An 18,723-nucleotide genomic window follows, 5' to 3' on the forward strand; every position below is an offset into this window, starting at 1 on the left:
TCGGTATTTCGTGTTTCCAACCTTACCAGATCCATTTGGCTGTTCTTGCCGCTTGAATTCCGGTGGCCTTTGGATTGGCCTTTGTTTCTTTGCCTCTCGGCTGTCCACTACTTTAACCGATTCCCCGTCCGGCTCATAATCGAGCCGCAGGGTCGGAATTTCGGCATGCCGAAATCCATACCCGTTGGGGTGTGATCGGAGGTAGAGGATGGCCGCTCCGGGGGCTGCTGAACAGCAGGACCCGTGTCAAGCGGCTCGGGCTACGTTAGGCGGATGAACGGGGCGAGTCAAGTTCGTCTGCGTCGCGGCACGTGGGCGCGGTAAGGACTCACCGAAGGGTCCCCGTCGATCCAGAAGCGCCACGGGTGGACCGCGCCGTCGCCGCCGACTCCGGTACGGGGGCCGCTGCGGACCAGGTCATCCGCCACGGGGGTGCCCGCCAGGATCGCCAGGTCGGCGTCGGCGTCGTCGCACACGTCCGTACCGTTCAGTGCGCGGTCGACGCTCAGGGCCGTGGCCAGCCGGGCCGGGCCTTTGGCCAGTTCTCTGTCATGACGGGCCGAGAGTCGACGTTTGCGGGTGAGTTCGGCACCGACAGTGACCTGTCCCGCGCGCAGCAGGACCCCGCTCGCGGTGCCTTCGGGCCCGCACACCAGGTTGAGGCAGTGCCACATCCCGTACGTGAAGTAAACGTACGCGTGTCCGGGCGGACCGAACATCACGTCGTTGCGGGCCGTACGTCCGCGGAAGGCGTGCGAGCCCGGGTCGATCGCGCCTGCGTACGCCTCCACCTCGGTGAGGCGGAGTTCTATCGTGCCGTCGTCCGTGTTCCGTACCAGCGTGCGGCCGAGCAGATCGGGCGCCACCTCCAGGACCGGGCGGTCGAAGAAGTCCCGCGGCAGCGGCGTACGGTCGGGGGTCTCGATCATGACGTCCGAGGGTACCCGTGGAACCGGCTACGGTCGTCGCGCGTATGTAGGGGTCAGGACTAGGAGGAGTGAACACACATGGGTTTCAAGAAGCTGCTCGCGAGCATGGGCGCCGGCGGTGCGTCCGTCGAGACGGAACTGACCGAGTCGAACGTCGTCCCCGGTGGGGTCGTCCAGGGCGAGGTACGGCTCCAGGGCGGTTCGGTGAACCAGCAGATCCAGGGCCTGAACGTCGGTCTCCAGGCGCGGGTCGAGGTCGAGGGGAACGACCAGGAGATCAAGCAGGACATCGAGTTCACCAAGCAGAGCATCGGCGGCGCCTTCGAGGTGCAGGCCGGGGCGACGCACGTGGTGCCGTTCGGTCTGGAGATCCCCTGGGAGACCCCGATCACGATCATCGACGGACAGCCGCTGCGTGGCATGAACATCGGGGTGACCACGGAGCTGGACATCGCGCGGGCGCTGGACTCCGGTGACCTGGACCCGATCAACGTGCACCCGCTGCCGGCGCAGCAGGCGATCCTGGACGCCTTCCTCCAGCTGGGCTTCCGCTTCAAGGCGGCGGACATGGAGCGGGGTCACATCCGGGGGACGCGCCAGCGGCTGCCGTTCTACCAGGAGATCGAGTTCTTCGCGCCGTCGCAGTACCGGGGGCTGAACCAGGTCGAGCTGTCGTTCATCGCGGACGACCGTGAGATGGACGTGATCCTGGAGATGGACAAGAAGCCGGGTCTGTTCGGTGAGGGCAGCGACTCGTTCCGGGCGTTCAAGGTCGGTCTCGGGGACTTCCAGGGCACGGACTGGTCGGCGTACCTCAACCAGTGGCTCGCCGAGGTGGGCGGCCGTCGCAACTGGTTCTAGTCCGAGACCTAAGCTCGGGGTCGCAAGGCCAGATCAGCCAGATCAGCCAGAGCGGCCGGAACAGCCAGGCCAGCCTATTCGGAGGTTCGAACGTGACCGAGTCAAAGAGGGCTCCGCTTCCTCATGACTTCCATCCGGAGGTGCCGTCGTTCACCGTGGTGAGCGACGACGTCGCACCGGGTGCGGTGCTGAAGGACGCCCAGGTCTACGCCGCGGGGAATGTCTCGCCGCAGCTGCGGTGGGCGGGTTTCCCGGCGGAGACCAAGAGTTTCGCCGTGACGTGCTTCGATCCCGACGCGCCGACCGGCAGTGGTTTCTGGCACTGGGTGCTCTTCGACATCCCGGCCTCGGTCACCGAGCTGCCGGCGGGTGCGGCCAGTGGCGGTTTCGAGGGGCTGCCGAAGGGCGCCGTGCATGCCCGTAACGACTACGGGACCAAGAATTTCGGTGGCGCGGCCCCGCCCGCCGGGGATCCGGCGCACCGTTATGTGTTCACCGTGTACGCGGTGGACACGGAGGTGCTGGGGGCCGACGAGGACGCTTCTCCGGCGTTTGTCGGTTTCAATCTGCGATTCCACACACTGGCTCGTGCGCAGCTCATCGGGGAGTACGCGGCCCCTGACGCAAGCTGACCGTTAGCCTGTTGTTTGCCCTGCCCTGGTCTTGGAGAGATCAGGGCAGGGCATTTTTTATTGTGTTGTCCCTCTCGGCGTGCCCGGCCAGAGTTGATCCAAGCCCGCCGGACGGCGGGCCGGCACACGGGAGGTGGGCGGGATGCGGGACACGCTGGTACTGAATGCGAGCTTCGAGCCGCTGTCGACGGTGACTCTCAACCGTGCGGTGGTGCTGGTGCTCCAGGACAAGGCCGTGGTCGAGCAGGCCCATCCCGGTCTCCGCGTGCGGGCGGCGACGGTGGTGCTGCCGGTGCCCCGGGTGATCAGGCTCTGCCGGTATGTACGGGTGCCCTTCCGAAGACAGGCACCGTGGTCCAGACGGGGTGTGCTGATACGGGACCAACACCGGTGCGCGTACTGCGGCCGGCGCGCGACGACGGTGGACCATGTGGTGCCGAGGTCGCGGGGTGGGGCGGACAGCTGGCTGAATACGGTCGCTTCGTGCGCCGAGGACAACCATCGCAAGGCGGACCGTACGCCGGAGCAGGCGGGGATGCCCCTGCTGCGGCAGCCGTTCGTGCCGTCCCCGGCGGACGCGATGCTGCTCTCGCTGCGGGCGGGCGAGCGGACGGAGCTGCCGGGCTGGCTGGCGGGCGTGCAGCCCGCGGCGTGACGCCTGCCGCGTGGGGCCGCCCGCGTGAGGCCTGTCCCGCGGACCGTCGCGGAACAGGCCTTGGTCGTCTCAGCGCAGCATCAGCTGGACGAGCGCGCATCCGCCGACGGCCACGATGAGTCCCCGCATGAGCGTGGGTGACAGGCGGCGTCCCGCCTTCGCGCCGAGCTGGCCCCCGAGGGCCGAGCCGACCGCGATGAGCAGGACCGCCGTCCAGTCGAAGTCGGCGACGAAGAGGAAGAAGAGCGCGGCGACGCTGTTCACGACGGCCGCGAGGATGTTCTTCACGGCGTTGAGCCGTTGCATGGTGTCGTCCAGCAGCATGCCCATCAGGGAGAGGTAGATGATTCCCTGGGCCGCGGTGAAGTAGCCGCCGTAGACGCTGGCGAGCAGCAGTCCGGTGAAGAGGAGAGGGCCGCCGTCCGGGCGGATCAGGGTGCCCTTCTCGGCGCGGCGTTTCTGGACGGCGGCGGAGAGCCTGGGCTGGAGGATGACCAGCAGCAGCGCGAGGGTGACGAGGACGGGCACGATCGTCTCGAACGCCGTCGAGGGCAGGAGCAGCAGGAGTACGGCTCCGGTGAGGCCGCCGACGAGGGCGGCGGCGCTCAGGCGCAGGATGCGGCGGCGCTGTCCGGCGAGTTCGGCGCGGTAGCCGATGGCTCCGCTGATCGAGCCGGATATGAGGCCCAGCGCGTTGGAGACGGTGGCGGTCACGGGGGGCAGGCCGGTGGCGAGCAGGACCGGGAAGGTGATCAGTGTGCCTGAGCCGACGATGGTGTTGATGGTGCCGGCGCAGATGCCCGCGACGAGAACGGCGAGCATCTCCCAGATGGTCACGGTGTGGCGGCCCTCCATGATCGGTGCATAACGCACCGATCATGCACGAAGGGGAACGTGGGTCACTCCACCGGGGGGGCCTGTTTGCGTTCCTTGCCGGTGTTGAAGCCGGGTCCGCCGCCGGAGCCGAAGTTGTCGAAGGCTCCGCTGAGTCCCTTGAGGGCGTCGCCGATCTCGCTGGGCACGATCCAGAGCTTGTTCGCGTCGCCCTCGGCGATCTTGGGGAGCATCTGGAGGTACTGGTAGGCGAGGAGTTTCTGGTCGGGGTCGCCGGCGTGGATGGACTCGAAGACCGTACGGATCGCCTGGGCCTCGCCCTCGGCGCGCAGGGCGGCGGCCTTGGCCTCACCTTCGGCGCGGAGGATCGCGGACTGCTTCTCGCCCTCGGCGGTGAGGATCTGGGACTGGCGGATGCCCTCGGCGGTGAGGATCGCGGCGCGCTTGTCGCGGTCGGCGCGCATCTGCTTCTCCATCGAGTCCTGGATGGAGGTCGGGGGCTCGATGGCCTTCAACTCGACGCGGTTGACGCGGATTCCCCACTTGCCGGTGGCTTCGTCGAGGACGCCGCGCAGGGCCGCGTTGATCTCCTCGCGGGAGGTGAGGGTGCGCTCCAGGTCCATGCCGCCGATGATGTTGCGCAGCGTGGTGACGGTGAGCTGTTCGATCGCCTGGATGTAGCTGGCGACCTCGTAGGTCGCGGCGCGGGCGTCGGTCACCTGGTAGTAGATGACGGTGTCGATGTTGACGACCAGGTTGTCCTGGGTGATCACCGGCTGGGGCGGGAAGGGGACGACCTGTTCGCGGAGGTCGATGCGGTTGCGGATGGAGTCGATGAACGGGACGACGATGTTGAGACCCGCGTTGAGCGTGCGGGTGTAACGGCCGAACCGTTCGACGATGGCGGCGCTTGCCTGCGGGATGACCTGGATCGTCTTGATCAGGGCGATGAATACAAGCACCACCAGGATGACCAGGACGATGATGATTGATGGCATCGCGTTCCTCGGGCCCTTCGCTGCCGGATGTTCCGATGATCGAGTTTGTCAGACCAGGGGTGTGCGTGGTGGGTGTTCGGCCGGTCTACATGACGACGGCGGTCGCGCCGTCGATGTCGACGACGTCCACCTGCTGTCCTGGTTCGAACGACTGGCCCGCGTCGAGGGTCCGTGCGGACCAGACCTCCCCGGCCAGTTTGACGCGGCCTCCGTTGCCGTCCACCCGTTCCAGGACGACGGCTTGACGGCCTTTCAGCGCGTCGATGCCGGTCGCGTGCACCGGGCGGCGCGCGTTCTGCCGGGCCGCGAGGGGCCGTACGACGGCGATGAGCGCCACGGACACCGCGACGAAGACCAGGACTTGGGCCACGACTCCGCCGCCGAGGGACGCGACGATCGCTCCGGCGACGGCTCCGGCGGAGAACATGCCGAACTCCGGCATCGCTGTCAGGACGAGCGGAATGCCCAGGCCGACCGCGCCGATCAGCCACCACACCCATGCGTCGATTTCCACTTGTGCATGGTAGGTCCGGTGAACCCCCCGCGGACAGGGGCGATATCAGGTCACCTGGGCGACAGGCCCCTTGCGGGGGTGGTCACTTGAGGGGAAGGCCCTGCGCGGTCCAGCGGTCTCCGGTGCGCTCCACGACGAGCGGGAGGCCGAAGCAGAGGGAGAGATTGCGGGAGGACAGCTCGGTCTCCATGGGTCCCGCGGCGAGCACCTTGCCCTGGCGGATCATGAGGACGTGGGTGAAGCCGGGGGCGATCTCCTCGACATGGTGGGTGACCATGATCATGGAGGGGGCGTACGGGTCGCGGGCGAGGCGGCCGAGGCGGCGTACGAGATCCTCGCGGCCTCCGAGGTCCAGGCCCGCGGCGGGCTCGTCGAGGAGCAGCAGTTCGGGGTCGGTCATCATGGCGCGGGCGATGAGGGTGCGCTTGCGCTCGCCCTCGGAGAGCGTGCCGAACCTGCGGTCCAGGAACTCCGTCATGCCGAGGCGGTCGAGGAAGGCGCGGGCGCGCTGCTCGTCGACCTCGTCGTACTGCTCCTGCCAGGTGGCGGTCATGCCGTACGCGGCCGTGAGGACGGTCTCCAGGACCGTCTGGCGCTTGGGCAGCTTCTCCGACATGGCGACGCCGGCGATGCCGATGCGCGGGCGGAGGTCGAAGACGTCGACCTTGCCGAGGGTCTCGCCGAGGATCCGGGCACTGCCGGTGGTCGGGAAGAGGTAGCTGGACGCGAGGTTGAGCAGGGTGGTCTTTCCGGCGCCGTTCGGCCCGAGGATCACCCAGCGCTCGCCCTCCTTGACCGACCAGGAGACATCGTCCACCAGAGCGCGTCCGTCGCGGACCACGGATACGTCCACCAGCTCCAGTACATCGCTCATGAGCGCGTTGTCTCCCCATGCAATCGTCTCGAGTTCCGGGTGCGCCTGTGGGCGCGGTTCCCAGGGAAAACCTACGCCACCTATGGAGTGGTCCGGCCCTGAGGTCCGTTCCCTAGGCTGGGGCCATGCTTTCGCAACCACGCTCAGGATTGCTGGCCGCATGGGGAAACGCCCTCTTGGCCGGATTTGTGTCGCCGGACGACGCCGTGCACGCCATCGTCGGCGAGGACGCGGTGCACCGGGTGGAGGGGCTGCCGGGTGAGGCGGGTCCTGTCGGGCTCACGCTGGCGCTGGGGCGGCTGCGGACGCTCGGGGTCACCGGGTACCGGGTCGCGCTGCCCGCGCCGGGCCATCCGCTGGGGCTCAGCGGTCCCCCCGACTTCAACGCCCGCGCGCTGGACGCCGAGGAGGCGGTGGTCGCCACGGGCGCGCCGTACGGTCTGGTGCCCGAGGTGACCGCGGTGGGCCCGGACGGGGACCAGCACGTCGAGGTGGTCTGGCACTGTCTGCCGGTGCGGGAGGCGCCCCCGGCGGACGTGCCGTCGCTCGGGGAGGCGGAGCGGGAGCTGGCGGAGGCCCTGCGGGAGGCGACGGACGTGCTGTCGCGGCTGGACGTGGCGGCTTCGGGGCCGGTGGCGGAGGCGGCGCTGGACGCGTACCGGGCGCGGGCCGAGCGGGGCCGTGAGGTGCTGGCTCCCGGGTATCCGCCGCGCGCGGTGCGGGTGCTGGAGCTGGCGCAGCGGGTGGGGCTGCTGGTGGCGCTGGCGTACGAGCACGGGGACGGGGGCGCCGTGAGCGCGTCGGAGATGTCGGCCCGGGGTGCGGCGCTGCGGCCGGTGGAGCGGGTGGCGCGGCGGGCGCAGGTGGCCTCGTACAACGCGTATGTGGAGGAGCGGGAGCGGGGGCTGCCGCCTGTGGTCTGAATCACGTGGGCGTGGGCCGTGCCGGAAACGTACGGACGGAGACGTACGGACGGACGACACGGGCCCCGGCGCGTGGCGCGTATCACGTCCGAGGCCCCGGACCGCCGGGGGATGACGGCGGTCTCGGGGCCTCGCACGCGGCGCGTCAGTCAGTCGTTCAGCGGTTCACGGAGTGGTTGCCGAACGCCGGGTTCAGCAGGCCGATCACGTTCACGGTGTTGCCGGTCAGGTTGACCGGGACGTGCACCGGGACCTGGACCGCGTTGCCGGAGCCGATGCCCGGGGAGTGCTGGGCCAGGCCGTCGGCCTGCGCGCCGGAGCCGCCACCGGTGGCGAACGCCGCGCCGGCGGAGGCACTCGCGGCGAGACCGGCGGTGACGATGACCAGGGCGGCCTTCTTGGCGACCTTCATGGGGTGTTCCTCAATCGAGAATCGGTAAGGGTGTGAAAGGGCGGTGCGGCGGGTCGCTGTCAGTGGTTGACGGCGGCGTTGCCGAAGGCCGGGTTCAGTACGCCGATGACGTTGACGCTGTTGCCGACGGCGTTGACCGGGATGTGCACCGGGGCCTGGACGAGGTTGCCGGAGGCGATGCCCGGGGACTTGAGGGCGGCGCCCTCGGCCTGCGCGCCGCCCTGGGCGGACGCGACACCGGACGCGGCGGCGACGATGCCACCGGCGACGAGGGTGAGGGTGGCGGCCTTCTTCAGGTTCTTCATTGCGGGTTCCTCCTCGGGGCGGCCGCGGCGGTGCGCCGCGGCATGCCATGGAGAACGCCCGGGGGACGATCAGGATGCGCCGTGTGGGTGACATACACCCGACGGTATGAATCTCAGACCGGACGATGAGCGGTCCTGTGGGCCGTCCGATCAGCCGGTAATCCCATGTCGGACGGCCCAGAGGGCGGCCTGGGTGCGGTCCGCGAGATCCAGTTTCATCAGGATGTTCGAGACGTGTGTCTTGACGGTCTTCTCGGAGAGCACCAGGGTGCGGGCGATCTCCCGGTTGGAGCGCCCGTCGGCGATGAGGGTGAGGACTTCGCGTTCCCGCTCGGTGAGGGTGGTGCCCCGGCCCTGGCCGCCGCCGGGGTTGTCCTGGGCCAGCAGGGCGCCCGCGACCTCGGGCTGGAGCAGTACGTGCCCGGCGTGCACGGAGCGGATGGCGCCGGCCAGCGCCTCGGGGTCGACGTCCTTGTACACGTAACCGGACGCGCCGGCGCGCAGGGCGGGGACGACGGTGCGCTGCTCGGTGAAGCTGGTGACGATCAGCACCCTGGCCGGGTTCTGGAGGTCGCGGAGGGTGCGCAGGGCCTCGATGCCGTCGGTGCCGGGCATCTTGATGTCCATGAGGACGACGTCGGGGCGCAGCTCCTCGGCGCGGGCGACGCCCTCGGCCCCGTCGGACGCCTCCCCCACGACCTCGATGTCGTCCTGGACCTCCAGGAACGTGCGCAGGCCGCGGCGGACCACCTGGTGGTCGTCCACCAGCAGGACACGAATGGTCTTGTCACCCACCGGGCACCTCCATCTCGATCGTGGTGCCCCGTCCGGGCGCCGATTGCACGCTGAGTCTGCCGCCGACGCCGCCGGCCCGGTCGCGCATCGAGACCAGCCCCAGGTGCCGGCCGGCCCGGCGGACCGCCCGGGGGTCGAAGCCCGTGCCGTTGTCGGTGACGCCGAGGACCACGCCGGGGCCCCGGCGGGCGAGGGTGACGTCGACCCGGTCGGCGCCGGAGTGCCGCAGCGCGTTGTGGAGGGCCTCCTGGGCGACCCGCAGCAGCGCCTCCTCCTGGGCGGCGGGCAGGGCCCGTACGGAGAAGCTGTCGAAGGTGACCCGGGCGGAGTGGGCGCGGTCCAGGACGTGGATCTGGGTACGGAGGGTGTGGACGAGGCCGTCCTCGTCGAGGGCGGCGGGCCGCAGTTCGACGACGGCCGCGCGCAGTTCCTCCGCGGCCTCGGCGGCGAGGGCGGTGACCTGCTGGAGTTCGTCCTTGGCGCGGGCCGGGTCGCGGTCGACCAGGGCGGCGGCGGCCTGGGCGGTCAGGCGCAGGGAGAAGAGTTTCTGGCTGACGGCGTCGTGGAGTTCGTGGGCGAGGCGTGAGCGTTCCTCGGCGATGGTCAGCTCGCGGCTGCGCTCGTGGAGCCGGGCGTTGGTGAGGGCGATGGCGGCGTGCTGGGCGAGGATGCCGAGCAGTTCCTCGTCCTCCTCGGTGAACCCGCACCCCCCGCCGGGCCCAGGGGGTGTCTTGTTGGCGAGGAAGAGCGCGGCGAGGGTCTCGTCGCCGTCCCTCACGGGCAGCCCCAGGAAGTCGGACATGTCGGGGTGGGAGGCGGGCCAGCCCTCGAAGCGGGGGTCCTGGCGTACGTCGGCGAGGCGCTGGGGCGTCTCGGCCCTGAGCATCGCGGCGAGGATGCCGTGCTGGCGCGGGAGGGGGCCGATGGCCTTCCACTGGTCGTCGCTCACGCCGTCGACCACGAACTGGGCGAAGCCGCCGTGGTCGTCGGGGACGCCGAGCGCCGCGTACTCGGCGTCCAGCAGTTCACGGGCGGAGGCGACGATCGTCTTCAGGACGTCCCGTACCTCCAGGTGCCGGCTCATCGCCAGCAACGCGGTGCTCACCGCCGCGAGGCCGGACCCGGTTCGGTGGCTCATGTGTTCACCGTACCGGCGGGTCGGTCCCGTGTGATGAGGCCTAAGAGGGGGGTGACCAGGGCGTACGGCCTAGGCCGGAAGACCCTGGCGGGCCGGGCACAGACCCCGGCGGGACCCGGATGAGGACCGGACGCGACCGCCGCGGAGCCATTCACCGTACGCATTGCTCCAGCAACGCGGGGTGAGGTCACCCTGCCCCCGATGTGAGCCCGCACATAGGACGTACGTCACTTACGAAGGCCGCTAGTCGACAAATAAGGGGGCTGTGAGCTTGCCACACGGGGAAAACGCACCATTCGCCCCCCTCCCCGTCCCACTACCCGGGGTCGTACGTCACACCTTTGCCACAGCATTTTGCGGCCGCTAAGAATTGCGTCCGTCGCCGCCGAGCAGGCTGTCGGCCACCCGGCCCCCGCGACTCCCCGCTATTCGAAGAGGTACGTCTCTATGTTCTCGTCACGCACCCCTGGCCTTGACCGTCTCAACCGGGCGCACAAGGCTTCGATCGCCGGCGTCGCCGCCGCCGGAGTCGCCGCCATCACCTTCACGCTCGTTCCGGGCGCCGCGGCCGACTCCAAGCCCTCGCAGGCGGTCACCGCCTCGCAGGCCGCCTTCACGGCGACCCCGGACACCGCGGCCCAGGCCGCGTCGCTGCACGCGAGCGTCTTCAAGCAGCAGACCTCCGCCGAGAACACGGCGAAGGTCCAGGCCACGGCCAAGGTCAAGGCAGCCGCGCAGGCGAAGGCCGACAAGGCCGAGAAGGCCAAGAAGGCCGCCGAGGCCAAGGCGAAGGCCGAGAAGAAGGCTGAGCAGAAGGCCAAGGCCGAGAAGGCCGCGAAGGCGAAGGCGAAGGCCGCGCAGACCGCGAAGGCCAAGGCCAAGGCCGCCGCCGACGCGGAGAAGCGTGCCAAGGCCGCCGCCAGCCGGTCCGCCGCGCGCACCCCGGTCTACGCGAACAACCTGGACGGCTGGATCAAGGAATCGCTGTCCATCATGAAGAAGCACGGCATTCCGGGCTCGTACGACGGACTGCACCGCAACATCATCCGCGAGTCGAGCGGTAACCCGAACGCGATCAACAACTGGGACATCAACGCCCAGAACGGCATCCCGTCGAAGGGCCTGCTCCAGGTCATCCCCCCGACGTTCGCCACGTACCACGTCAACGGCACGTCGAAGAACATCTACGACCCCGTCGCCAACATCGTCGCCGCGGCCAACTACGCCGCCGACCGGTACGGCTCGATGGACAACGTCAACAGCGCCTACTGAGCGCGACAGTCACCGACCGCGAATGCCGGAGGGCGGCACCCCTGTGCGGGGTGCCGCCCTCCGGCGCGGTGCTCTCACATCCGTACGACCGCTACTTGCGCATGACCTCCGGCTCGTGGCGGCGCAGCAGGCGCGCGACCACGAAGCCGCAGAGGACGCCGATCAAGACCAGCACGATCATGTCGACCGACCACTGGGCGGCGGTGTGCTCCCACAGCGGGTCCAGGTCGTCCGGCTTCTCCGGGTCCCACGGCGCCATCAGGTGCGACAGGTCGAGCGTCGAGCCCGCCGCGCCCAGGGCCCAGCGGGACGGCATCAGCCAGGCGAACTGTTCCAGTCCGAGCTTGCCGAAGATCTGGAAGAGGGTGCCGGTGAAGACCAGCTGCACGATGGCGAACATCACGAGCAGCGGCATGGTCTTCTCGGCGGTCTTGACCAGGGCGGAGATGACCAGGCCGAGCATCATCGCCGTGAAGCCCATGGCGATGATCGCGAGGCAGATCTCGACGGCCGGGTGGGTGATCACTCCCTTCTCGGGGAGCTCACGGACCGGCAGCGCGATGGCGCAGATGATGACGGCCTGGAAAGCCGTGATCACCCCCAGCACGATCACCTTGGACATCAGGTAGGCCGAACGGGACAGGCCGGTGGCCCGTTCCCGTTCGTAGATGACCCGTTCCTTGATCAGTTCTCGTACGGAGTTGGCCGAGCCGGCGAAGCACATCCCGACCACGAGGATCATCATGATGATCCCGGCGGTGCTGTTGAAGCGGGAGGGCGGTGTGGGCGGTACGAGGCCGAACTTCGCCGGTATGACGGCGCTCACCCCGCCGAGGATCGCCGGCAGCAGAACCATCAGGCCCATGAAGCCCCGGTCGGACGCGATCACCGACACATAGCGCCGGACCAGGGTCCACAGCTGGGAGCCCCAGCTCTGCGGCTTGGGCGGGCGCATCTGCTGCGCGGAGGGCATGGCCACGGACTGCGCGGCGATGGCGTCGATGTCGGCGGCGTACATCTGGTAGTGCTGCGAGCCGCGCCAGCGGCCCGCCCAGTCGTACTCGCGGTAGTTCTCGAAGGCCGAGAAGACGTCGGCCCACGTCGTGTAGCCGAAGAAGTTGAGCGCCTCCTCCGGCGGGCCGAAGTACGCCACCGAGCCACCGGGGGCCATGACGAGGAGCTTGTCGCAGATCGCCAGCTCGGCGACGGAGTGCGTGACCACCAGGACCGTACGGCCGTCGTCGGCGAGGTCGCGCAGGAGCTTCATCACATCGCGGTCCATGCCCGGGTCGAGGCCGGAGGTCGGCTCGTCCAGGAAGATCAGCGACGGCTTGGTGAGCAGCTCCAGGGCGACCGAGACCCGCTTGCGCTGGCCGCCGGAGAGCGCGGTGATCTTCTTGTCCTTGTGGATGTCGAGCTTCAGCTCGCCCAGCACCTCGTCGATCCTGGCCTCGCGCTCGGCGGGCTTGGTGTCGCCGGGGAAGCGGAGCTTCGCCGCGTATCTGAGCGCCTTCCTGACGGTCAGTTCCTTGTGCAGGATGTCGTCCTGCGGGACCAGGCCGATGCGCTGGCGCAGCTCGGCGAACTGCTTGTACAGGTTCCGGTTGTCGTAGAGGACATCGCCCTCGTTGGCCGGGCGGTAGCCGGTGAGCGCCTTGAGCAGCGTGGACTTCCCGGAGCCGGACGGGCCGATGACCGCGATCAGCGACTTCTCCGGGACCCCGAAGGAGACGTCCTTGAGGATCTGCTTGCCGCCGTCGACCGTCACCGTGAGGTGGCGGGCCGAGAAGGAGACCTCACCGGTGTCGACGAACTCTTCGAGGCGGTCGCCGACGAGGCGGAAGGTCGAGTGGCCGACGCCGACGATGTCGTTGGGGCCGATGGGTACGGTGCCGGACTTGGCGATCGGCTGGCCGTTGACGTACGTACCGTTGTGGGATCCGAGGTCGCGGAGCTCGTAGCGGCCGTCGGGCGTGGCGGTGAACTCGGCGTGGTGGCGCGAGACCTGGAGGTCGGAGACGACCAGTTCGTTCTCCAGCGCGCGGCCGATGCGCATGACCCGGCCGAGGGAGAGCTGGTGGAACGTGGTCGGGTTGCGGTCACCGTAGTACGGCGAGGCTCCCGCGTCCGGCGCCTGCCCCTGCCGCTGCCCCTGCCCTCCGAACGGGCCCCCGGGACCGCCCTGTTGGGGCACCTGCGGCTGCTGGGGCCGCTGCCAGCCCTGCTGCGGGACGGCCGGCTGAACGGGTGCCTGCGCCGCCTGCGGGGCCTGCTGCTGGTACGGCGCCTGCTGTGGCGCGGCCGCCTGCGGGCTGTACGCGGCGGCGGAGAGGCTCAGCCGGGGCCCGTCCGTCGCGTTGCCGAGATGCACGGCGGAACCGGCCGCGATCTCCGTCTGATGGACCCGCTGCCCCCGTACGTACGTACCGTTGGTGCTTCCGTGATCCTCAATGACCCAACCCCGGTCCCCCCAGCTGATGGTGGCGTGACGCCACGAGACCCGGGCGTCGTCGACCACGAGGTCGCCCTGCGGATCACGTCCCAGGGTGTACGACCTGGCCGGATCGAGCGCCCAGGTCCTTCCGTTCAATTCCAGTACGAGTTCGTGCACTCCATGCCCCACTAGTTGTCCCCCGAAGTTCCCCCATCGCTGGGGAGTCTAGGGATGGCGAACATCGTGGGGAACTATTTCAGGCGGGCGGCTTCCCGTGAAAACCGGGCCTCCTGAATACCCAGGTACGACGGGGTCCATGCGCGCTGTCCCGTCCCGCCCGTGATCATGGGAACGGGTCCGCCGGACGGTCGTGGTGTCCGCTGTACGGGACGCCGGGCCGGTCCCGGGGCCGCGCCCGCTACGGTGGGATCACCATGAGCGCACCGCAGCCCCACCAGACCCCCGACGTCCCGACCGACGTCCGGACCACCGAGGTCCCGGCCACCGAGGTCCCGACCCTTCTCGTCAAGATCTTCGGGAAGGACCGCCCCGGGATCACCGCGGGGCTCTTCGACACCCTCGCCGCCTACGCCGTCGACGTCATCGACATCGAGCAGGTCGTCACCCGTGGCCGTATCGTCCTGTGCGCGCTGGTCACCGCGCCGGCGGCGGGCGGCGCCACCGAGGGCGAGCTGCGCGCCACCGTCCACAGCTGGACGGAGTCGCTCAAACTCCAGGCCGAGATCATCTCCGGCAAGGGCGACAACCGGCCGCGCGGCAGCGGCCGTTCCCATGTCACCGTGCTCGGCAACCCGCTCACGGCGGAGTCGACGGCCGCCATAGCGGCGAGCATCACCTCGACCGGCGGCAACATCGACCGTATCTTCCGGCTGGCCAAGTACCCCGTCACGGCGGTGGAGTTCGCGGTGTCCGGCGTGGAGACCGCGCCGCTGCGCACGGCGCTGGCGACCTCGGCGGCGGGCATCGGGGTGGATGTCGCGGTCGTCTCGGCCGGGCTGGCGCGCCGGGCCCAGCGCCTGGTGGTGATGGACGTCGACTCGACGCTGATCCAGGACGAGGTCATCGAGCTCTTCGCGGCGCACGCGGGCTGTGAGGCGGAGGTCGCCGAGGTGACCGCCCGCGCCATGGCGGGAGAGCTGGACTTCGAGCAGTCCCTGCACGCGCGGGTGGCGCTGCTGGCCGGGCTCGACGCGTCGGTGGTGGACAAGGTACGGGCGGAGGTACGGCTCACTCCCGGGGCCCGCACCCTGATCCGTACGCTCAAGCGGCTCGGCTACCAAGTGGGCGTCGTGTCCGGTGGGTTCACCCAGGTCACGGACGCGCTCAAGGACCGTCTCGGGCTGGACTTCGCCGCCGCCAACACCCTGGAGATCGTGGACGGGAAGCTGACCGGGCGGGTGACCGGCGAGATCGTGGACCGCGCGGGCAAGGCCCGGCTGCTGCGGCGGTTCGCCGCGGAGGCGGGGGTGCCGCTGGCGCAGACGGTGGCGATCGGCGACGGCGCCAACGATCTCGACATGCTGAACGCGGCCGGGCTCGGGGTGGCCTTCAACGCGAAGCCGGTGGTCCGCAAGGCGGCGCACGCGGCGGTGAACGTACCGTTCCTGGACACCGTCCTCTACCTGCTGGGGATCACGCGCGAAGAGGTCGAGGAGGCCGAGGCGCCGGAGGACGGCGGGCGCGGACAGGACTGACGCCAGGGCGGAAGACACCCGGGCCCCGCACGGATGCCGTGCGGGGCCCGTCGTCCGTATCCGGGCAGTCCCGTAACGGGCAGTCCCGGAAGCTGGACAGTCCCGGAAGCTGGACAGTCCCGGGACCTGGACAGTCCCGGAAGGAGTACGGCTCAGTCGTGCGGCGCCCAGAATTCCTGGAGCGTGCCCACTCCCAGCTCCACCGACTTCCAGCCCCGGTCGACCCCGATGACGGCGAAGGCGGCCGTCGGGAACCCGCTGCGGGTCATCCGGGCGATGTGGTCGTCCGAGTCCGGGCCTGCCATCGCGTCGGCGAGGGCGTGCATGGCGGGGTTGTGACCGACGAGGAGGAGGTTGTTCACCTCGTCGGGGGTCTCGTTGATCAGGGCGAGCAGCTCGCCGAGGGTCGCGTCGTACAGCCGGTCCTCGTAGACGGTCCTCGGACGCTGCGGCAGCTCGTGCACGGCCAGCTTCCAGGTCTCACGGGTCCGCGCCGCGGTGGAGCAGAGGGCGAGATCGATGGCGATACCGGTCTCGGCGAGGCGGCGGCCCGCGACGGAGGAATCCGCACGGCCCCGGTCGGCGAGTGGCCTGTCGTGGTCGGCCACCTCCGGCCAGTCGGCCTTGGCGTGCCGGAGTAGAACGATCCTGCGGGACGTATCGGCGCTCATGCCATCCAGCTTCGCATGAAATGCGCCCGCGGGCGCAGGGTGTTGGAACGGGCCCCCGGCACGGGTGAACAGTGCTATCCCCCGAGCACGTACCGCATCAGGTCCAGGATCCGGGCGATCCCCGGGTCGGTGGTCGCGGCCTGCGCCTCGCCGGGTCCCGCCATCAGGACGAGCAGGACGGAGAAGGCCACGGCGGGCAGCGCCAGGGCCCACCACGGGAGCCGGACCGGCAGGGTGTCGGCGGTCCTGGGGCGGGTGCGGGGGTACGTTCTGGCCGGCATGTCCGCCTCCGTGGGTCCGTGGTTTCCGACACCTCAGAACCTACGGATCGCGGGCGTCCCGGCCCATCCGGTGACCCACCCACTCGCCCCTGACCCTGGCCCCCTAGGGGACGGTGGTGCCAGCCCCACCACAGACCGGGGCAGACCGGTCAGCGGTGGTGATCAAGGACCCGCGATCACGAGCAGCTGATCAAGGACGGGCGATCAAGGACGGGTGATCACGAGCCCCTGATCACGGGCTGGCGATCGAGGCGATGATGCCGATGATCACCAGGATGCCGATGATCGTGCCGAACACGATGAGCAGCTTCTGCTGGCCGTTCTGGGGATTCGGGTCAAGGACTGGCATGCGCTCAGTCTCGCATCCTGGTTTCGTCCTCTATCGTCCGGTCCCGCCCGGCGATGACACCCGCCACCATCTGCGGCACCAGGAACCCGCCCATGATCGCCAGCGGCAGCCCCCACCCGCCGGTGTTCTGGTAGAGCACCCCGATCAGCAGGGGGCCGGGGATCGACATCAGATAGCCGGTGGACTGCGCGAAGGCGGAGAGGCGTACGACTCCGGCGCCGCTCCTCGACCGCATGCCGATCATGGTGAGGGCGAGCGGGAACGAGCAGTTCGAGATGCCGAGGAGCACGGCCCAGAGCCAGGCGCCGGACGCGGGGGCGAGGGAGAGGCCCGTGAAGGCCGTCAGGCCGCACAGGCCGAGGGCCACGGCGATCGGGCCCTGGTTCTTCAGCCGGGTGGCGAGCCGGGGGATCACGAAGGCCAGCGGGACGCCCATCACCATCGTCACGGCGAGCAGCAGCCCCGCCGTGCCCGCGGAGAGGCCGGCGTCCCGGAAGACCTGCGGCATCCAGCCCATGGTGATGTACGCGCCGGAGGCCTGGATGCCGAAGTAACAGGCGAGCGCCCAGGCGGTACGGCTCCGCACGAGGCTCAGCCCGCGCGCCCCCGGGGCGTCCGCCGGGGAGGGGGTGGCGGCGCCGCTGCGGTCGCGTACGAGAGCGATCCAGGGCAGGACGGCGAGGGCGGCGAGCACGGCCCAGACCCCGAGGCCCACGCGCCAACTGCCGCCCAGCGCCTCGGTCATGGGGACGGTCGCGGCGGCGGCGAAGGCGGTGCCGAGCGCCAGGGCCATCGAGTAGAGGCCGGTCATGGTGCCGACCCGGTCGGGGAAGTACCGCTTGACGATCACCGGCATCAGGACGTTGCTCACCGCGATGCCCATGAGCGCGAGGGCGCTCGCCGCGAGGAACGCGGGCGTACCGGACGTGAAGGGCCGGATCAGCAGCCCCGCGGTGATGGCCACCATGCCGGCGCAGACGACCGCGCCGGGGCCGAAGCGGCGGGCCAGGCGGGGCGCGGTGAAGCCGAAGACGGCGAAGCAGAAGGGCGGTACGGAGGTGAGGACCCCGGCCACCGTGCCGCTCATGCGCAGGCCGCCCCGGACGTCCTCCAGCAGGGGGCCCAGGCTCGTGATGGCGGGACGGAGGTTGAGGGCGGCGAGGACCAGTCCCGCGACAACGACCGGTGTCACCCACGCGGCGGGGCCCGGTGCCGGAGCATCGCCGGGCACACTCGGGGTGGTGGCGGGCAGCCGGGTCTCGGTCCGGGTCTCGTCAGACATGGGGCCATCATAGAATCATGGGATGATTGGTTGTCCAATTATCCCTTTGTCCAATTGACCCTCCCCTTTTACAGACCAGAGTTGGGAACACCATGGCGCTGACCTCTCCCCGGCGTTCCGCCCTCTCGGACCAGGTGATCACCGAGTTGCGGAACCAGATCACCTCGGGCGCGTGGCCGGTGGGATCCCGTATCCCCACCGAGCCCGAGCTGGTCGAGCAGCTGGGCGTGGCACGCAACACCGTCCGTGAGGCGGTCCGGGCCCTGGCGCACAACGGCCTGCTGGACATCAGGCAGGGCTCGGGGACGTACGTCGCCGCGACGAGTGAGCTGGCGGGCGTGATGCAGCGCAGGTTCGCGGACGCCGATGACCGGCACATCGCGGAGCTGCGCTCCACGCTGGAGTCGTCGGCCGCCCGGCTCGCGGCGGAGCGCCGTACCGCCAAGGACCTGCGCCTGCTGGACACGCTGCTGGCGCGGCGCGAGGAGGCGTGGGCCGCGGGTGACGCGGAGCGGTTCGTCACGGCGGACGCGACGCTGCACCTGGCGGTGGTGTCGGCCTCGCACAACGACGTGATGGTCACGCTCTACGCGGACCTGGGGCATCTGCTGCGGGACCGGCTGCGGACGGATGTGGGGGCGGAGCTGCGGCCGGAGAACCACATGGACCACGCGCGGCTGGTGACCGCGATCCGGGCGGGCGACGGGGAGGCGGCGGGCGCGGAGGCGGCGAGCCACGCGCTGCACTGCCTGGTCGAGCGGGTCTGAGCGGGTCTGAGCGGGTCTGAGCGGGCCGGTACGGGCTGAACGGGCCGGTACGGGTCCGAACGGGCCGGTACGACTGAGCGGG

21 protein-coding genes are annotated in these 18,723 nt (G+C 69.9%); 7 read left to right on the top strand and 14 right to left on the bottom strand.

Annotated features, from left to right (window positions below; genetic code table 11):
• Positions 1-287: 287 nt before the first annotated feature.
• Positions 288-929 carry a DNA-3-methyladenine glycosylase gene (locus ACIO1C_RS34125; RefSeq protein ID WP_401871253.1) on the bottom strand — a complete coding sequence of 214 codons (642 nt, stop codon included), beginning with the start codon at positions 927-929 and terminating at the stop codon, positions 288-290.
• 78 nt (positions 930-1,007) lie between these two features.
• On the opposite strand from ACIO1C_RS34125, the gene ACIO1C_RS34130 reads away from it, so the two are divergent.
• The 3 genes from ACIO1C_RS34130 (at position 1,008) to ACIO1C_RS34140 (ending at position 3,077) form a co-directional block, all read left to right on the top strand.
• Positions 1,008-1,790: a sporulation protein gene (locus ACIO1C_RS34130; RefSeq protein ID WP_401871256.1), complete on the top strand. Its 783-nt coding sequence runs from the start codon at positions 1,008-1,010 to the stop codon at positions 1,788-1,790.
• Between the two features lie 92 nt (positions 1,791-1,882).
• Positions 1,883-2,422 (top strand): YbhB/YbcL family Raf kinase inhibitor-like protein, encoded by a 540-nt coding sequence (locus tag ACIO1C_RS34135; RefSeq protein WP_401871259.1) that lies wholly within the window; start codon positions 1,883-1,885, stop codon positions 2,420-2,422.
• Positions 2,423-2,564: 142 nt separating this feature from the next.
• Positions 2,565-3,077, top strand: a complete 513-nt coding sequence (locus ACIO1C_RS34140; RefSeq protein ID WP_327237244.1) for an HNH endonuclease — start codon at positions 2,565-2,567, stop codon at positions 3,075-3,077.
• A 69-nt stretch (positions 3,078-3,146) separates the two neighbouring features.
• On the opposite strand, the gene ACIO1C_RS34145 is transcribed toward ACIO1C_RS34140, so the two are convergent.
• From ACIO1C_RS34145 to ACIO1C_RS34160, 4 genes are all read right to left on the bottom strand, one after another.
• Positions 3,147-3,914: a sulfite exporter TauE/SafE family protein gene (locus tag ACIO1C_RS34145; RefSeq protein ID WP_401871262.1), complete on the bottom strand. Its 768-nt coding sequence runs from the start codon at positions 3,912-3,914 to the stop codon at positions 3,147-3,149.
• A gap of 62 nt (positions 3,915-3,976) precedes the next feature.
• Positions 3,977-4,909 carry an SPFH domain-containing protein gene (locus ACIO1C_RS34150; protein ID WP_327237243.1) on the bottom strand — a complete coding sequence of 311 codons (933 nt, stop codon included), beginning with the start codon at positions 4,907-4,909 and terminating at the stop codon, positions 3,977-3,979.
• Between the two features lie 85 nt (positions 4,910-4,994).
• Positions 4,995-5,423 carry an NfeD family protein gene (locus tag ACIO1C_RS34155; RefSeq protein ID WP_401871265.1) on the bottom strand — a complete coding sequence of 143 codons (429 nt, stop codon included), beginning with the start codon at positions 5,421-5,423 and terminating at the stop codon, positions 4,995-4,997.
• Between the two features lie 82 nt (positions 5,424-5,505).
• Positions 5,506-6,297, bottom strand: coding sequence for an ABC transporter ATP-binding protein (locus ACIO1C_RS34160; protein WP_327237242.1), 792 nt, complete (start codon positions 6,295-6,297; stop codon positions 5,506-5,508).
• A gap of 125 nt (positions 6,298-6,422) precedes the next feature.
• Between ACIO1C_RS34160 and ACIO1C_RS34165 the strand changes: the two genes are divergently transcribed.
• Entirely contained in the window at positions 6,423-7,220 is a 798-nt protein-coding gene (locus ACIO1C_RS34165; protein ID WP_401871268.1) for a hypothetical protein, read from the top strand.
• A 157-nt stretch (positions 7,221-7,377) separates the two neighbouring features.
• Here ACIO1C_RS34165 and ACIO1C_RS34170 read toward each other — a convergent pair whose 3' ends face one another.
• The 4 genes from ACIO1C_RS34170 to ACIO1C_RS34185 all read right to left on the bottom strand — a co-directional run bounded on the left by ACIO1C_RS34170 (position 7,378) and on the right by ACIO1C_RS34185 (position 9,870).
• Positions 7,378-7,632: a chaplin gene (locus tag ACIO1C_RS34170; RefSeq protein WP_401871271.1), complete on the bottom strand. Its 255-nt coding sequence runs from the start codon at positions 7,630-7,632 to the stop codon at positions 7,378-7,380.
• A gap of 59 nt (positions 7,633-7,691) precedes the next feature.
• On the bottom strand, positions 7,692-7,937 hold the full coding sequence (locus tag ACIO1C_RS34175; protein ID WP_401871274.1) for a chaplin: 246 nt from the start codon (positions 7,935-7,937) through the stop codon (positions 7,692-7,694).
• Positions 7,938-8,087: 150 nt separating this feature from the next.
• A complete protein-coding gene (locus ACIO1C_RS34180; protein WP_401871277.1) occupies positions 8,088-8,732 on the bottom strand; it encodes a response regulator in 645 nt (214 codons plus the stop codon).
• Complete coding sequence (locus ACIO1C_RS34185) at positions 8,725-9,870, bottom strand: GAF domain-containing sensor histidine kinase (RefSeq protein ID WP_401871279.1); 1,146 nt, start codon at positions 9,868-9,870, stop codon at positions 8,725-8,727. Before ACIO1C_RS34185 ends, ACIO1C_RS34180 begins: the two co-directional genes overlap by 8 nt.
• A 447-nt stretch (positions 9,871-10,317) precedes the next feature.
• On the opposite strand from ACIO1C_RS34185, the gene ACIO1C_RS34190 reads away from it, so the two are divergent.
• Positions 10,318-11,142: a transglycosylase SLT domain-containing protein gene (locus ACIO1C_RS34190; RefSeq protein ID WP_401871282.1), complete on the top strand. Its 825-nt coding sequence runs from the start codon at positions 10,318-10,320 to the stop codon at positions 11,140-11,142.
• A gap of 91 nt (positions 11,143-11,233) precedes the next feature.
• Here ACIO1C_RS34190 and ACIO1C_RS34195 read toward each other — a convergent pair whose 3' ends face one another.
• A complete protein-coding gene (locus ACIO1C_RS34195) occupies positions 11,234-13,753 on the bottom strand; it encodes an FHA domain-containing protein (protein WP_401871284.1) in 2,520 nt (839 codons plus the stop codon).
• A 257-nt stretch (positions 13,754-14,010) separates the two neighbouring features.
• Here ACIO1C_RS34195 and serB point away from each other — a divergent pair, with 257 nt between their 5' ends.
• A complete protein-coding gene (gene serB, locus ACIO1C_RS34200) occupies positions 14,011-15,291 on the top strand; it encodes a phosphoserine phosphatase SerB (RefSeq protein ID WP_401871286.1) in 1,281 nt (426 codons plus the stop codon).
• Between the two features lie 152 nt (positions 15,292-15,443).
• On the opposite strand, the gene ACIO1C_RS34205 is transcribed toward serB, so the two are convergent.
• From ACIO1C_RS34205 to ACIO1C_RS34220, 4 genes are all read right to left on the bottom strand, one after another.
• Entirely contained in the window at positions 15,444-15,962 is a 519-nt protein-coding gene (locus tag ACIO1C_RS34205; protein WP_401871289.1) for a SixA phosphatase family protein, read from the bottom strand.
• Positions 15,963-16,036: 74 nt separating this feature from the next.
• Positions 16,037-16,243, bottom strand: coding sequence for a hypothetical protein (locus ACIO1C_RS34210; RefSeq protein ID WP_401871291.1), 207 nt, complete (start codon positions 16,241-16,243; stop codon positions 16,037-16,039).
• Positions 16,244-16,475: 232 nt separating this feature from the next.
• Positions 16,476-16,592 carry an SGM_5486 family transporter-associated protein gene (locus tag ACIO1C_RS34215; RefSeq protein ID WP_327237232.1) on the bottom strand — a complete coding sequence of 39 codons (117 nt, stop codon included), beginning with the start codon at positions 16,590-16,592 and terminating at the stop codon, positions 16,476-16,478.
• A 4-nt stretch (positions 16,593-16,596) separates the two neighbouring features.
• Positions 16,597-17,874, bottom strand: coding sequence for a CynX/NimT family MFS transporter (locus ACIO1C_RS34220; protein WP_401871294.1), 1,278 nt, complete (start codon positions 17,872-17,874; stop codon positions 16,597-16,599).
• 92 nt (positions 17,875-17,966) lie between these two features.
• Here ACIO1C_RS34220 and ACIO1C_RS34225 point away from each other — a divergent pair, with 92 nt between their 5' ends.
• Positions 17,967-18,641: a FadR/GntR family transcriptional regulator gene (locus ACIO1C_RS34225; protein ID WP_401871296.1), complete on the top strand. Its 675-nt coding sequence runs from the start codon at positions 17,967-17,969 to the stop codon at positions 18,639-18,641.
• Positions 18,642-18,723: the final 82 nt, after the last annotated feature.

This window comes from Streptomyces sp. NPDC087420, from assembly GCF_044744165.1.
Lineage (GTDB): Bacteria > Actinomycetota > Actinomycetes > Streptomycetales > Streptomycetaceae > Streptomyces.

Excerpts from the sequence above, each read along its gene's own strand:
- ACIO1C_RS34125 (WP_401871253.1), bottom strand. The coding sequence starts at position 929 with ATGATCGAGACCCCCGACCGTACGCCGCTGCCGCGGGACTTCTTCGAC.
- ACIO1C_RS34130 (WP_401871256.1), top strand. The coding sequence starts at position 1,008 with ATGGGTTTCAAGAAGCTGCTCGCGAGCATGGGCGCCGGCGGTGCGTCC.
- ACIO1C_RS34140 (WP_327237244.1), top strand. The coding sequence starts at position 2,565 with ATGCGGGACACGCTGGTACTGAATGCGAGCTTCGAGCCGCTGTCGACG.
- ACIO1C_RS34150 (WP_327237243.1), bottom strand. The coding sequence starts at position 4,909 with ATGCCATCAATCATCATCGTCCTGGTCATCCTGGTGGTGCTTGTATTC.
- ACIO1C_RS34160 (WP_327237242.1), bottom strand. The coding sequence starts at position 6,297 with ATGAGCGATGTACTGGAGCTGGTGGACGTATCCGTGGTCCGCGACGGA.
- ACIO1C_RS34165 (WP_401871268.1), top strand. The coding sequence starts at position 6,423 with ATGCTTTCGCAACCACGCTCAGGATTGCTGGCCGCATGGGGAAACGCC.
- ACIO1C_RS34170 (WP_401871271.1), bottom strand. The coding sequence starts at position 7,632 with ATGAAGGTCGCCAAGAAGGCCGCCCTGGTCATCGTCACCGCCGGTCTC.
- ACIO1C_RS34175 (WP_401871274.1), bottom strand. The coding sequence starts at position 7,937 with ATGAAGAACCTGAAGAAGGCCGCCACCCTCACCCTCGTCGCCGGTGGC.
- ACIO1C_RS34185 (WP_401871279.1), bottom strand. The coding sequence starts at position 9,870 with ATGAGCCACCGAACCGGGTCCGGCCTCGCGGCGGTGAGCACCGCGTTG.
- ACIO1C_RS34190 (WP_401871282.1), top strand. The coding sequence starts at position 10,318 with ATGTTCTCGTCACGCACCCCTGGCCTTGACCGTCTCAACCGGGCGCAC.
- serB (WP_401871286.1), top strand. The coding sequence starts at position 14,011 with ATGAGCGCACCGCAGCCCCACCAGACCCCCGACGTCCCGACCGACGTC.
- ACIO1C_RS34205 (WP_401871289.1), bottom strand. The coding sequence starts at position 15,962 with ATGAGCGCCGATACGTCCCGCAGGATCGTTCTACTCCGGCACGCCAAG.
- ACIO1C_RS34210 (WP_401871291.1), bottom strand. The coding sequence starts at position 16,243 with ATGCCGGCCAGAACGTACCCCCGCACCCGCCCCAGGACCGCCGACACC.
- ACIO1C_RS34215 (WP_327237232.1), bottom strand. The coding sequence starts at position 16,592 with ATGCCAGTCCTTGACCCGAATCCCCAGAACGGCCAGCAGAAGCTGCTC.
- ACIO1C_RS34220 (WP_401871294.1), bottom strand. The coding sequence starts at position 17,874 with ATGTCTGACGAGACCCGGACCGAGACCCGGCTGCCCGCCACCACCCCG.
- ACIO1C_RS34225 (WP_401871296.1), top strand. The coding sequence starts at position 17,967 with ATGGCGCTGACCTCTCCCCGGCGTTCCGCCCTCTCGGACCAGGTGATC.